The sequence below is a fragment of the Pseudomonas frederiksbergensis genome, from assembly GCF_003732705.1.
Classification (GTDB): Bacteria; Pseudomonadota; Gammaproteobacteria; order Pseudomonadales; family Pseudomonadaceae; genus Aquipseudomonas; species Aquipseudomonas frederiksbergensis_F.
Genome location: NZ_MOBR01000044.1, coordinates 192,557 through 207,994 on the forward strand (window position 1 = coordinate 192,557; position 15,438 = coordinate 207,994).

Sequence of the window (15,438 nt, forward strand, 5' to 3'; positions counted from 1 at the left end):
GGGCAGGCCAAAAGTGCACAAGCCGGGCGATTCTGAGGGACTTGTAGGCAACGGCGCAAGGCTTCGTAGGCCTCAAGAAATGTAGGAAAACTCCGTAAGGCCGTTCGTCTGAACTGTCAGTTATTACAGGTAGGCAGGCGGCAAGGACAGGGCGTAAAAAGCCTGAACCATTGTTGCCGAGGCCGAGGGCTCCTTTCATGACTGATGAAACCGATCTTCCCGAAACAGTCGAACCCGAAGCCAACGACACGCCGCCGCGGGTTACTGAACCCGTCTATAACGCGTACGTGCACGATGGCGATTTGACGATCAAGGGGGTTGGCCACGCGCGGCGCAATGTGCGAATCGTCACCCCCCCCGAAGGATTGGATTACCTCAGCGACGAGATGCAAACGAATGGCGCGGGGCATTTCAGTTTGCGATTGAGGACCCCGCTTACCGCCGGTCATCACGACCTTCAGGTTCTGCAATGGGAAATGTATCCGGAAAGCCACAAGCGTTCTAATTTGATTATTGTGACAGTGGTGCCCGCGCCTGTTGTTCTGATGCCGCTCAATGGGAGCGACCTTGATGTACTCTACTACCCTGTTGTGAGTGGGAGAAACGGGGCACCCGGAGCTGTGGTGACCATCCACAAAAGCGGTGATGGCACCACGGTATATGGCGAAGACGTGGTCAGCTCTTCGGGCAGTTGGGACGTGCAACTTTTGAAACCGTTTCCTACCAGCACTTTCAGAGTTGCTTGCAGGCAGACGTTAAATGGCTTTGCGTCTCATTGGGGCGATCCGGGACACACGTGGAATGTGACCTTCCCGACGATTGCGTCTCCGCCGCCGGGTGCCGTTATCCCCACGGGCAGTGGGAGCTTCTTCAAGGGCATCGCTGCGACGGGATGGATGGTGAAGGTGGTCAATGCCGCTAATCGTAACGAGGTGCTTGGCAGTGCTGTCGTCGTTGGCAGTAATCGAAGCTGGGAGTGTCCCCTCATTCCAACGCTGGCCAGCCGTACCGTTACTGTCGAGGCGCAGTACTCGCGAACGACTCCCTATCCGGGTGTTGTCTATTCGGCGCCCCTGACCTGTACGATCCTCGGCGCGCCCACCATCAATGCGCCTTCCAACATCGTTGACACAACGTTCAATCTCACCGGCGGCAATGGCGTCCAGGGCGCCACGGTCGAAATTTTCATTGACCTGAGCCAGACCAAAGTCGGGCAAGCGGGGGTGTTCAACCCTCCAGGCTGGAACGGCTCCGTCACTGTCCCGCCGGGGGCGGTGACGCTGGTGGCGCGGCAAAACGCGCAAGGGGTTTTGTCCTCGCTCGGTGCTCCGGTCATCTTCAGGGTTCGCCCACCCAGACTGACCTCGATCACAGTCACGCCGCTGGACAACGCCGGCCTGAGGTTCTCAGGCACGGGCTATGGAGGCGCCATCGTCAAGGTGATCAAGGTCAGCGGGCCGGGTTCGTCGACGGTGCCGCCGGTCACGGTCGGCAGTACTGGCACCTGGAGCGTGGACGCCGCCAATTGGCCGCCGGGCCAATACAGCTTCAAGGCCACGCAAACAGTACTCGATAACACCGGTGGCGAGATTGTCTCCACGGACTTCGTCTTCAACTACACCCTGGCGCTGCCGGTGCCCACGGCCAGGCATACCGGCGATTACCGGCCGGTGTTTTCCGGCGGCGGCTACACCGGTGCCACGGTGGTGCTGGTCAATCCCGGTGGCGGTAGCAAGGTCGCGCCGGATGCGTGGGTGAGCGGCGGAAGCTGGTCCAGTACGGCGTCTGAGGTGTGGGGCCCGACCTTCAAGCGCAAGGTTCAACTGCGACAGGAACAGAGCGGCCACACCTCCTCAGGCTGGGTGGAGCTGGAGGTGACGATTGCCCCTCTGGCGCCGGTCATCACTGAGATCACCGGGGGCGATGACAGTCAACGCTCACCCACCGTCAAAGGCACCTGTTGGCCGGGGGCGGTGGTGAAACTGGTCTTCAGCGATGCGCCGACCTCGGTTCACGAATTCCCTGTGCCCGACGGCAACTGGACCTATCGTCGCCCCACCCCGTTTACCCCGAACGTGCCCCATACCGTGACCGTCACCCAGACCGTCGCGCAGCAAACGTCATCACCCACAACGCGAACGTTCGAAGTCCGCAGGACGTTGTTCAAACCCGTTATCACCGAACCCACGAACGAGGCAGAGGTGGAGCGCGATCTGACTGTCCGTGGTCGGCAAGGCGTGACCGGGGCGTCGATGCAGCTTCGTATCGACGGTATCAATGCGGGAGCGCCGAAACAGCTGACCAGCGATGGCGACTGGTCCATCGACCTCAAGGGCCTGGCCTTCGGCCGGCTCATCCTGGATGCACGGCAGACCCTGGACGGTCGGCCGTCCGAGCTCAGCGAATCCGTGCCTTTTAATGTGGTGCTGATGCCACCGAAGTTCACGACGCCAGTGCCGGGCGGTGATTTGCCGCGCAGATCGACGATTTACGGCACGGGCATGCCGGGTGCGCTGGTCGAGGTCTGGCTGGAGGGTCGCGATGAACCTCTGTTGCGCAGCATCCCGGTGAATACCGATGGCCGCTGGGAAGGCCCGGTGGCGTTGTCCGTGGGGGTGACGAAACTGCTGGCCAAGCAAGCCATCGGGCAGGTGGATTCCAAACTCAGCCCACCGTTGACGTGCAACGTGGTCCCCACCGCGCCCAATATCGAAACGCCGGTCAAGGATGGGCATATCGGGTCTTCGACCGTGGTGTCCGGTTTCGGCGAGCCGGGGGACAGGGTCAGCATTTATCTGGGCGATACCTTACTCGGCAGCGCTGCGGTGCTGGAGGATCGCACCTGGTCGGTGCCCGTGACGCTGACTCAACCCGGTGGTGCTTACGTGCTGGTGGCCGTGGCCTCGTTTGAGGGTTTTGAGTCGGACCGTTCCGCGCAACAGCCCGTAGTGCTGGGTCGCTATTTACCGACCATCGATTCGCCCCTGGCCGGAAGCTGGGTCAGTCATCCGGTGATCTTCAGCGGTCAGGGCCGCTTGGGCACCGGCCAGCTGGTGAGCTGGTTCAACCCGGAAACGTCCTGGGTGCCGGATCAGCCCGTCAATGCGCAGGGCTGGCGCGGGGTGTCGGGCCGGGAGCTGCCGGTGGGCGGCAACTGGTGCCGCTTCCAGCAGACGATCATGGATGGGGCTGACGCCTCGACGATTTCCGATTGGAGCGAGAGCGGTCGTTTTGAGGTCCTCGGCCCACCCGCACGCTGAGCGCCATCACCGGATAAACGGTCACGTCTACTGTCAGTTCTGACAGTAGACGGTCCCCGCGCCACAGGTGCAGATTGGTCACACAAGATGAATGTCCGGACAGTCGTTTGGGCGCCTATATCCAACAAGGATCCAACAAGGAGCTTGGCCATGGCGGACTCCGGTAATCGTGCCATCCAACAGCTGTTCGAGCAGGTATTCGACGAGGAACAGCGTGCTACCTACGCCAACCTGTCGACGTACATTCAGCAGGACGGATCAATTTTTCCCCTGGTGGAGCGCGGCGTGCAGGGGCTGGTGCGCGATTACGGACTGAGTCATGAGGAGGCGCAAGCGTTTCTGCGCCGGGCCAACAGCCTGGCCGCGTATGTGCGTCGTCAGTTTATCGAGCACAGCCTGACGGGCAGCGGGGAGCAGAATGGCAAGCTTTCGATAGGCCTGTTGTCGCTGGTGCCGGGGCCCAGTTATGAGCGTTTGTTCTCCCCCAACTTTGACCAATTGTGCCCGCCCGATGCCCTGGAATCGGTGATGTCGCCTGTGGCGTACATGGTGGAGCTGCTGCGCTGGATCCAGGACCGGATCGAACCGCTGGGCACGGGCACACAACTGCTTTTGCATAACCGTCGCAGAGACTTGAAGCCGTTGCCCGTGGATTTCAACGCAGTGCACCAATCGGTGTCGGCGGTGGACATTATCGTCTCGGTGCTGGAGGCCTTCATACAAGACGAAACTGCGGCGCCCGATCTGGAACACGCCATGATCGAGGCCCGCTATCCCAATGGGCTGCCGTATTACCAGCACTGGGTCACGCTCGATACGGTCGCCCGCTATCACGGTCTGTCGGTGGGTAACTTTGACCATATGGTGGATGTGTCCTCGCCGTATTTCCTTCAGCCCGAAGCCTGGGACAGCGATGCGGAACGGGCCTTGGCCCATGCTTCGCGGTTGGGGCCGTATCAGCGGTTGCTATTGACCGAAGAAGCGGTTGACGAGGACGGGTGGGAGCGCTTTTACCTGCGTGACTTCGGTGCCGAAGGGGTGTCCTGGACCAACCTCAGTCAGGTGGCGTTTTTCGGTGAGCGCACCAAACTCGATGCCCGGGGTGTCGAGGCGCTGCTGTCGGTGCGTGATTTCGCGCCGACCCGTTCGCCCAACATAACGGTATATGAAGCGCCATCAACGACGGGCGAAAGCCACCGTTCAGGCTCGGTTTATCTCAACGGCGGCGCCTCACCACCGGTCACGATCAACTACAGCGCGGCGGGGGGAACGTTCCACCGCCTTAGCGTAGATCCGGCCACCGAGTTTGCCGTTTATGACCGGATGAACCGCAAGCTGCGCCTGGATCAATGGCTGGAGCTGCCCACCGAACAGGTGGATGCGCTGCTGGTGGCCGCAATGAAAGCCGAAAACCGCGACAACGCCAACACGTGGTGGATAACCAATGGCACGGTCCATGCCTTGGGCCTGTTCCAGTCATTGCGTGAGCGTTACGGGTGCACGGCACCGGACTTCGCAGCATTTATCGATGAGGTGGGGATCTACGGTCGCGGCACTGCGCTGTCGCAGTTCGATCAAGTGTTCAACAACCTGGGTGACTACCGCGCAGCGCTGGTACTGGATGGCTTGACGTTCCCGATCATCCCGGCGCCGGGGGCCACGGACCTGACGATCAACCGCTTGTGCAGTGGCCTGGGCATCGATCTGAAAACCTATGAATACCTGGCCTTGGCGATTGCCCGTGCGCACAACCGCATCGACGGCAACTTGTTGCGCACCACGGCGATCATTTCCGCGTTCTATCGGTTGGTGAAGTTGCCGCGCCTGTTGGGCATCACGCCGGTCGAGGGCGTGCTGATGCTGACCTTGCTGGGCGGCGAAACCTGGGTCAATGGCCTGGCGGGAACCCCGAGTATCAAGACGAACGGCAGCAGCGATGCCACGCCCGATGCGTTGAACCTCATTTATGCGCTGCAGGCGTGTGTGGGCTGGTGCCGGGATCGCGATCTGCCGGTGCTGTGGATGTTGCAGCAGGTGTCGCCGCCGGCGGCGTTGGCGGTGGCTTCCGAGAAGGAACGCCAGTTGTTCGAGCAGGCGGGCAACCTGTTGCCTGCTGCGCTGTTCACCCATGGCGCCTTGTTGATGGCTGGCGTGCCGCCGCTGGTAGGCTCGGACTGGCTGAACCTGCTGACGGCGCTGGTCGATTCCTCGGGATTGGTGATAAGTCGTGCCGGCACCGAAGCCGAGTACCTGGTGTTCGCCCGCGAGGAATTGGACAAGGCCGTTCGCGATGGTCTCGGCCTCGATGAGGAAGCGGACGCCGCAGAGATCAAGGTCATTGTCGAACGCATGCTCACGGTGCTGTTGCAAGCCCGGGAGGCCCAGGCCTCGGTGGTCAAGGAAACCCTGGCGGTGTACACCGGCCTGGATGCCGAGCGGGTAGCCCATGTGTTGGTCTGGGCCAACAGCACGGTTTACCAGTTGCTGCGCCAGGTGCTGGAACAGGCTGGACGCGAGTTGCAGGGTACGCTGCGCAACGAGCCGGATCCTTCGCTGACCTTGCTCGCCGATGTACGGCGGCGCGCCAACGTGGTTTTGCAACTCGACCTGAGTGCCACGCTGCTGCAGGACTATCTGCAATATGGCTACAAGGCGTGGCTGGGACAGGACGACCGGCAGGCGTTTTCGGTGCGCACCCTGTATTACCTGACGGCGCTGACCCGGGCCTTTGAACTCGGTGAACAACCGGCCGGTGAACTGCTGAATTACCTGCGCGAGGTCAACGCGCTGCCGGAACCTATTACCGACGAAGCGCTGGGGCTGGCGCAGAAAGCGGCCGCCATCCGCCTGGCCACTTTTTTCGACTGGAGCGCTGAGGAAGTGCGGGCGTGCATTACGCATATCGATCCCGACACACGCCTGGTGAAAAACCTGACTCAACTGGACCTGTTGATGCGCATCCGGGTGTTGTCCCGGCACACCGGCATGGACGCCTTGACGATCTTCCGGGTGGGCGGTCTGCCGGAGACATTCAATAAAGACGTGTACCGGATCGCCGCTGAAAGTGCCTTGCTGAGCCTCACTGAATCCGGTGTTTCGGTGGCGGCCTACCACGACGAGGTGCCTGAGCCGATCGTCACGCTGACCTGCACCGTGGACAAGACCGACGTGGTCGCCAACGATCTGGACGACACGATCACCTTTACCGTGACGCTCACGGACCCGGACGGCAGCGTTATCCCGCACGTCAATGTGTACTGGCAAGCCAGCCTCGGCACGATCGCGACGCAGCAGACAGACGAAAAAGGCGAGGTCAACGCGGCGTATCTGGGCAAGGTCCTGGGGACGGAGACGCCCCTGTTCTGGCTGGATCTGATGGCACCGATGTATGCGCCGACCATCAACGTCATTGCCGACAAGGCTACTTTGACGGTAGCGCAGGGAGACAAATCCCGGGTGCCGGACGCGCCGGTACCGGCGGGCCGGGAGGTCGAGCTTTACGGCACTTTGACGGACCAGTTCGGCAACCTCGGCAAAGGCGAGCTGGTGCGCTGGAATGTAAGCCCGATCGAGGGCGCGACCATCCGACCCGCGCAGGGGTTCACCAATCAGGACGGCCTGGCGCGGGCGTTTATTTCCAGCGCGGCAGGCGGAACCTTCGTAGCCAGTCTCTCTATCGAAGGAGCCGAGAGCGGTGTGGTCTTCGACTCCATCACCTTTGTCGGCCCTGGCGCCGAATGACAACGGCTGGATGGCGGTTTGCGCCCCTCGGACACAGGAGCAAGGAACATGGCACAGAACAATATCGGCGGTCTGCTTGAAAAGCGCCGTTCGGCACTGGTCGAGTACTGCATCGGGCAAGTCGGCAAGACCGGGACTGGTAAATATACTTTCGTGAGGACGCCGGGAGATCTGTTCGAACTGCTGCGCCTGGACCCGCTGGACAGTTATCCGGTGCAAAGCTCTTGGGTGGCGGAGGCGACCAGTTGTGCCCAACAGTTCATTCATGCGGCCTACCGCAAGCTTGAGCCCGGGTATGAAACGACGGAGTTCAGCCCGCAGGATCTCAAACTCTGGGAGCTGTACAACAACTACCCGGACTGGGCGGCGGTGACACAAATCGGGGTCTACCCGGAAAACTACATCAACCCGTTCGTGCGTCAGCGCAAGACAGGCCTGTTCAAAACCCTGGAAAACGATCTGAACCAGACGCGCCTCAACAGCGATTCGGTGCAACGGGCGTTGCAGAATTACCTGCAAGCCTTCGAGCAGACCTGCGACCTGGATGTGCTCAGCAGTTACATGGACGGCACCACCCCAAGGCGTGCCGACTATTACTTCATTGGCCGCCAGCGCGTGCCGCCATTCCAGTACTTTTGGCGCAAGGCCGAGATCGAATTGGTGGATGACTGCAAAGCCATCAACCCGGTGGCGTGGGGGGAATGGCAAGCGGTGGATATCGGCACCGGCGATAAGGTGCTGGATGTTCGCCCGGTGTTTTGGAACGGGCGATTGTGCGTGGTGTGGGCGCAGTGGCGCGAAAAGGTTAACGATTTGCCGTACAAGCTCGAGATCAATCTGGCGTTCATGACCCAGAACGGGCAGTGGTCGGCGCCGTTGAATCTGCACAGCAGTGAGCCTGCGCAAGATTTGTCGGTCGACTCCCGGTTGATCGCGACGATTGCGGTGGATGAGCGTCAGCCCAAAGGAGTGTTGGGCGTCATGCTGAGGTGCAAAGACAGCAATTTTGACAAGTTCGTGGTGCGTGACGTGTTGCTGCGCCCAGTGCCGGAAGACGACGGCACCTGGCTGAGTTATCTGGCGACCTACCGTTTCCCCGATGCCTTGATCGTGCAGCATCCGCTGTTCGGGCAGAACCAGCCGAAGGTCACCAAAGCAGTCGAGGACGCAGGCACGTTAACGGATTATTTCGGCCTGCAGGTGCTGTTTATACCGGGCAGCGACAAGGACCGCTTGGTGGTCAGAGGGGTGTGCCAGCGTAATTCGGTCGGCTCTACCAACGCGCAGTTCATGCTGACGTTGCAGTCTCCGGGTGGCGACGATCCCAGACCCATCCCCCTGAATGCTCCAGGTTCGGGTGGCTGGGCGACACCTTGGATGGTGGTCGAACGGCCTGTCGGTGGTTTTACTTCTAATGCTGTGTTTACGTTGGGAGGGGGCACGATCTATGGCCGTTCGAGATTTACCTTGGCGATGGCCGGCCTTCCCCGGTTCGTACCCGCCTCCCTGAAAAAGAACACCGCCAACGCCGCGCAATTCATCGCCTTCAACCAGACCGGCACCCTGGCCCACGCCCGCCTCAATTCATTGTTCGGCCCGGAACTGGTGCAGCGCGCCCATGTTTCGGTGGAGGCGGTCCTGGACTGGGAGATGCAATTCCTTGCGGAGCCCGCGCCCGATTCGGCGACCCTCGACGAACCGAACGGCCCCTACAACGGTGCCAACGGTTTGTATTTCTGGGAACTGTCGTTTCATCTGCCGCATCTGGTGGCGACTCGCCTTCGGGCCGAGGATCGGTATCAGGAAGCACAGAACTGGCTGCATTACCTGTTCGACCCGCGCGCGCCGGCAGACGCGCCGTCCACCCCGCCACAACCCTCTGACAAACCGCTTTACTGGCGCTGCCGGCCGCTGGTCAGCGACGGTAACCTGGGGTGTGAAAGCCAATTGCCGATCGATCCGGATGCCATCGGCTACTCGGCGCCCCGGCACTTGCGGATTCTGGTGTTCATCGACTACGTGAAAAACCTGATCGCCTGGGGTGACTGGTATTACCGCCAACTCACCCGGGACAGTCTGGTGGCGGCCAAGCTGTGCTATGTGCAGGCCGAATTCCTGATGGGCAAGCCACCGGTGGCGCGGACGGTGACTGACTGGGAAACAAAAACCGTTGAACAATTGCTAAACGCCAGCAGCACGCGCCCGGCGCTGGAGGCGTTCGAGAAAACCCTGGATGTTTCCCTGGCCGATATTCCGCCTTCCGCGCAGGCCGCACCCTTGCTCGGGTTGTTGGCCAACGCGCCGTTCAAACTGCCGATCAACGAGCAATTGCTCAGCGTGTTCGATTTGCCGGGCCGGCGCCTGAATAACCTGCGCAACAACCTGACGCTGGATGGCAAGCCGCTGAATATCCCGCTGTTCAGCCCGCCAACCGATCCGAACCAGTTGTTGCGCGATTTGGCCGCCGGTGGCGTTGGCGGACCACGGCCGATGGGTGGGCGCCTGGTGGTGAGCGCCTTTCACTGGCGGGTGGCCTTCGAGGTCGCGTTGCGTGCTGTGCAGGGCTTGCAAGACTACGGCAACCAAGTGTTGCGTCTTCTTGAACAACGGGATCGGGCCGAACTGGAGGAGCTGCAACAGAGCCACATGGTGGAACTGGGGGATTACGCGCGCACGGTCCAGGAGCAGAGCATCGCCCAACTGGAGGCGAATGTGGCGGCGTTGCGGCAAAGCCGAGTCACGGCCCAGGAGCGCGCCGACACCTATGACTGCTGGTACGACGAAAACGTCAGCGCAGTGGAATACGAGGTGATGGATGCGCTGCAAATGGCCAAGGTCCTGCACATGTCAGCGACGGCCTTACAGTCAACAGGGGCGGCCATCGACAGCTTTCCGACTATTTATGGCACGGCCACTGGCGGCGCTCGTCCCGCGTCCCTGGCCTACGCCGTGGGCTATGGCCTGGAAATCGCAGCGACTGCGGCGCAAATGGATGCCGATAAGAAAGCGGTCACCGAGACCTATCGCTTGCGCCAGCGCGAATGGGAGCTGCAACGCGACCAGGCTCAAGCGGAGACGCTGGCCATCGATGAGCAAATCAACGCGCAACAGATCGCGGTCGAAGCGGCCAGGGCCAGCCTCGATCAGACCTTGCGCGGCAATGCCCAGGCGCTGACGGTGTACAACTTCCTGAAAAAGCGCTCGACCAATGCCGAGTTGTTCGGCTGGTTGCTGGGCCAGCTCAAGGCCTTGCACTACCAGGCTTACGACGCGGTGGTCAGCCTGTGCCTGAGTGCCCAGGCCTCCCTGAGCGCGGAAACCGGCGAGTACGATTCAACACCGCCCCTGCCTCAGGTTTGGCTCGAGAACCGTTATGGGCTGACGGCCGGCGAACACTTGCGCGAATACCTGATGCGCATGGAGCGCAGCCACCTGCAACGCCATGAGCGACGGCTGGAGCGGGTCAAGACCGTTTCCCTGCGGCGGCTGTTCGACGACGCCAGCGACCCGCAAGCGGGGCATGCCAACTGGGACGCGGCGTTGCTCAAGTTGCAAGACACCGGCGTGCTGGAATTCAAGCTCACGCAGTTGTTGTTCGATCGCGAACACCCCGGCGACTACTGCCGGTTGATCAATTCGGTGGAGGTCGATCTGCCGGTGCTGGTCGGCCCCTACGAAGATGTGCGCGCAACCTTGCTACAAATTGGCAGCATGACGGCCACCAAAGCGTCGGCGCATTCGGTCGAATACTTGCTCTGGCCGGAGGGTGCGGTGGCGCCGGCGGATGTGCAGTTCAACTTGCGCAGCGGGCAACAGATCGCGCTCTCGGCGGGCATTGCCGACAACGGCATGGCGGCCATCAAACCCGATGAAGGGCTGCTCAACCCGTTCGAGAACACTGGGGTCGTGTCGCGCTGGCAGCTGAATTTCCCCTGGCCCAAGCGCGAGGCGCAAAGCGCGATGCTGGGCTCTTTGACCGATGTCATTGTGCGGATCCGCTACACCGCCAAGGGCGGCGAGCCGAGTTTCAGGCTCGCGGTGGAAAACCTGGTGAACCTGGCCGAAACCCCCGGATTGAAACGTGCAGATAAAGGAGCAGGCAGCCATGCGTGATCCCGTCATTCAGGCCGATCAAAACCTGGTGCTCAATGGTGACTTCAAACAGGCCACCACTTACTGGGCCAAGCAACCCGCCAATACGCCATACGTTGACGTGATTTGGGAACTCTATCAGGGGGAGCAGACCCACCTTCTCAGGGTGGGGCGTGACGCGTCAGCCAGTCAGGTGATCGAAGCACCCAAGGCACTGGGACCCGATGCCCGGTATGTGCTGAGTTTTCTCTGTGAAGTGCGGGCTAGCGCAGAGGCGCGGTTGGTGATCGAGATGGTTGGCTCGCCCGGGACCAGTCAGGTCATTCCTTTACGGCTTGGCCAGGCACGTAACGAGGAAGAAGACCGGGCGCGTCTGCTGGACGGACTACCGCTGGATTATTTGCCGATCAAGTACGACGAGCTGCTGAACCTGCCGCTGCAAGACCAGGACCAGATTCGCCTGAGGGTGCACAGCCCCACCGATGCCACGGGCAATATGGTGGTGTGCATCACGCGCATCAACCTGGCCTTGCATCTGCCACCGCTGGAGTTGCAAGCGCTGAAGCTGGATGAGGAGTCGCTGTCTCCCACGGGCATTTTGCCGCTGTGTCTGGGTGCGCCGATCCTTTCGTCGCATCGTCTGCAGTGTGTGCCCATGCCGGGCCATCCCTGGCTGGGCACCCAAGCGGCCTTGACGATTGACGACAACCCGCAGGGCTCTATTCGCGCGGAGCCGGACTGGGGCGTCGATCAGCCACTGGCATCGTACTGGGAGCTTGAAACCCCATGGCTCGATGATGAAGGCCCGCATGTGTTCACGATGCAGCTGGCCAACCAGTACACCGCCACGCCTTACTCGATCCGGGCATCGCTGGGTCACCATCGCCTGGTGTTCCGTGATGAATTGCAGGCCGCCTATTACCCGGTCCTGGAATACAGACAGACCGTGCGCCTGGGTGTGCAGGTCGCGTCGTACTACACCGGTCGGACATTGGACGCCCGTACGGTGAGCTGGCGGGTGGCCGGGCAGGGCATCAAAGGCGCGGGCCTGACGGATGAGGATGGCTGGGCATACTTCGATTTCGTACCGACAGAGGCGGGGGATTTTGCCATCGAAGCGACGGTGGACAGTCTCTATTACGCCTCTGGTGTGGTTTCAACCACCCTGCCGGTCCGGGTACTGGCGACCGACCCATTGAAGGCGCTGACGACGGTCGTCGAGGGCGCCGAAATATCCTGGGAGGACAAGACCGGCTACCCCAATCGCGGCTCCGATTACCCCGTGCAGGTGAGGTTACCGGCTGATCATCGGTTGTCGGGTAGTGAGATGCAGCTGCGCTGGAGTGGCGACTCCGCCGAACAACTGGGGGTTGTCGTCAGGCCGGCGCTTGAGTCGCCGGTGCCGGTGGACGGCCGTGAACTGACCTGGACGCTGAGCAGCGAGGATCGCCTCGACGGTCGGTTCGAACTGTCGCTGGTCTGCTCGAAACTGTTGCTGCCGTCGCCGAAAAAAACCATGTCTTTGGCACGCAACCTGGTGCGCATCGGCGAGGTGCGCGAGGCCAACAAGTTTCCGGTGGTGGATGAATACGAAAGCGTGCTGCTGCGGATTCAGGTGGTGCATGTGCGGGTCAGTGACGACGGCGATCCCGTGGTCAACGCACTGGTTGAATGGGTAACCCCGGAGGGACCGCTGCCGACGGTCACGACCGGGGCCGGTGGTTGGGCCAGTTTGCTGTACACGCCGAAAAATGCCGGGGACCTGGTGGTTACCGCCCGTGTTCGGGCCCATGAAGAGGCGGTGGCGGTTGAGCAGTCTTTCGCTGTCAAAGCCCTGGCCACCAGTCCATGGAAAAGTGAAGTCAGGATCCTGCTGGATAACATCGAGGTCGATCGGGTGGTGCTGGGCGTGCTCTGTTGGCGGGGTCAATCATATACATTGAAAATCGAGCCACTGCCCAACAGCCATTTGATCGGTCAACCCGTGACGCTGAAGTGGCGCGGCGCGGCACCGAATATTGGCCTGGACGTGAGTGATCTCGGAGCCCCCAGAACACTGACCGACGAGGGGCTGGAGTGGACGCTGAGGTCTGCTCTGAATACCAGCCGCAGCAGCCTGTTCGAGCTGACCTTGAGCACCCCAACGCTGGCATCGGATCGGGAATTGTTCGGGCGTCTGATCGCTCCGGATCTGGCCGAAGAGGCGAGCCTGACCCTGGATCAGGTCTCGGCGGCGCCCGGTGGCCAGACGTTTTATCCGTGCCTGGGGGCCGTGCACCGTTTCAGTTTTTTGCCCCATGCACTGAGTCCGCTGGTGGGGCTTTCGACGACGTTGTTATGGACCGGATCGCCGCCCGAACAACTGGGTGCGTCCATTGATCCGCCCCTGGCGCAGTCGCAAGTGATTGGCGACGGCGGCGCGCGCTGGTCCCTGGACTTCCTGGGCAGTCCGGCGCCAGGCACCTTTGCCCTGGCACTGGACCTGCCGCAGTTGGTTCTGAAAACATCCGCTAACGAGATGATTCTGGCGCACAACAAAGTCAGGATCGAGGCGCACCGCGACACGGCGGTGGACCCGGTGATGGGGCAGGAACCGGCCTGGATGTGGGTCCAGGTGTTTTCCCACTTCATCGGCCGTGCGGTCGATCTGGTCGATGTGAATTGGTTGGCGGGTGAGCAATCGGCTGTGGTGAAAACCGATGCCGACGGTTGGTCCGGTTTCGCCTTCGCGCCCACGGTCGAGCAGCCGCAGACGGTGGAGGCGGTGCTCATCAGCCCTTACGACGGCTACGAGGACAAGCGCTCGATGAGGGTCAATGTGTTGGCGAACGATCCGTGGGAAGGGGTGACCGTCAGCTTTGATGGTCAACCGCCAGAACCCTGGGGCAAGAAGACCTATTTCCCGCGTCGCAAAGGCAATCACCAGATCAAAATCATGGCCGCCGGTAACAGTCCGTTGCTCGATAGGGACCTGTCGCTGGGGCTGACCGGCACCGGTCCGGCGGAGTTGGGCATTCGATTTGAACCGTCGAACGCGCTAGGTACCGCGCGCAGGTTTTATGACGTCGGCCTGGAATACAACGTTGTGGTCAGCGATGTGAAGGACGGCGCGTTCGCCCTGCGCCTGGCCGCCAGCCGCCTCGCCCGGTTGTCACCGGCCAATGCAATGTCCCTCGGGTCAGGGACTCAGGTGGTCAAGTTGCGGGTCGACAGCCGGGTGGCCCAGACACTGGATTGGGGGCAGGCACTGGTTGAGCAGGTCACGGTGGTATCGGTGATCAGCGGCAAGCCGATGGCTGGTTTGACCGTGACCTGGCGCAGCCCGGACCTGGGTGTGGCGACATCGGTGACGGATTTTTACGGCGTGGCGAAAATCAGTTTTATCCCGACGCAACCGGGCCCGGCGGAGCTGACGGCGACGGTGGGGGATGCGCTGTACTCGGAGTCGATAACGTCGGGCTTTACCCTGAACGAACCGCGCAAAATCGTTGAATTGATTGAAGTGGCCGGCGCGGGGCAGGAGCCGGCGCGGGTGCGGGTCAAAGTCGCGTCCAGCCGCACCGGCGAGCCGTTGCAAGGTGTGACGGTCATGTGGGAGTTGAACGGTTTACGGTTGCCATCCAGTGTGACCGATGCTCAGGGATATGCCTGGCTGGATTTCAACCTGGCCGCGGATCCGGACAAAGTAGTAGTGGCAGTGGTGGAAGGTGGGGAAGCTGGTTGGGATATGGCGATACTGGGGCTCGATATAGTGGGGGTGCCGGTCATCGACCGGCTGATATGCGACAGAACTATCAGCTACACAGGATATGAAGTGAACGCTCGGGTACTGGTCGTCGAGTCGGTCAGTGGCAAGCCATTGGAAGGCATCAAGGTCAACTGGCTTTTTGCGCAACAGGCGCTGTCCGATTCTGTGACAGGCGCCGATGGTTTTGCCGTGATGACCTTTGAAACGCCTGATGCAGGTGAGTTCGAGCTGGTTGCGTCCCTGGCGTCAGGCCTGCCAGGGGATAAGCGTCAGAGTATTACGGTGAGACGTTTGTCCAGGGTGACCTTATCCGGCATGCTCGCTTGGCCAGCGACCATCGATTACACCATGACATCGGAAATCAAGGTGTATACCTCGGTCGGTATCGTACCCATTCAGGGAATCAGGGTGGCCTGGATGGCCAATGGCAAGCCTTTGGGGCAGACCTACTCGAATGCATTAGGCTCGACCGAAATCAGATTTCGACCCGAGGGGTTCAGCGGCACTGTGGTCATTGAGGCGCGAGTCAACAATCCCACCGACGACGTGTATACAACGGCAAACGTAACTATTGTCTCGTCCTGAAACAGTTTCTGA

General features: G+C 61.3%; 4 protein-coding genes. All 4 read left to right on the plus strand.

From position 1 onward, the window contains the following. Positions 1-623 precede the first annotated feature (623 nt). The 4 genes from BK667_RS32230 (at position 624) to BK667_RS32245 (ending at position 15,426) form a co-directional block, all read left to right on the plus strand. Positions 624-3,260: a hypothetical protein gene (locus tag BK667_RS32230; RefSeq protein WP_259698297.1), complete on the plus strand. Its 2,637-nt coding sequence runs from the start codon at positions 624-626 to the stop codon at positions 3,258-3,260. A gap of 150 nt (positions 3,261-3,410) precedes the next feature. Beyond that, entirely contained in the window at positions 3,411-7,001 is a 3,591-nt protein-coding gene (locus BK667_RS32235; RefSeq protein WP_123600010.1) for a Tc toxin subunit A, read from the plus strand. Positions 7,002-7,049: 48 nt separating this feature from the next. Continuing rightward, the gene (locus BK667_RS32240; RefSeq protein ID WP_123600011.1) at positions 7,050-11,114 is read left to right on the plus strand and encodes a Tc toxin subunit A-related protein; all 4,065 of its coding nucleotides are present in this window, start codon (positions 7,050-7,052) and stop codon (positions 11,112-11,114) included. Next, on the plus strand, positions 11,107-15,426 hold the full coding sequence (locus BK667_RS32245; RefSeq protein WP_123600012.1) for an Ig-like domain-containing protein: 4,320 nt from the start codon (positions 11,107-11,109) through the stop codon (positions 15,424-15,426). Before BK667_RS32240 ends, BK667_RS32245 begins: the two co-directional genes overlap by 8 nt. The last annotated feature ends 12 nt before the right edge of the window (positions 15,427-15,438 follow it).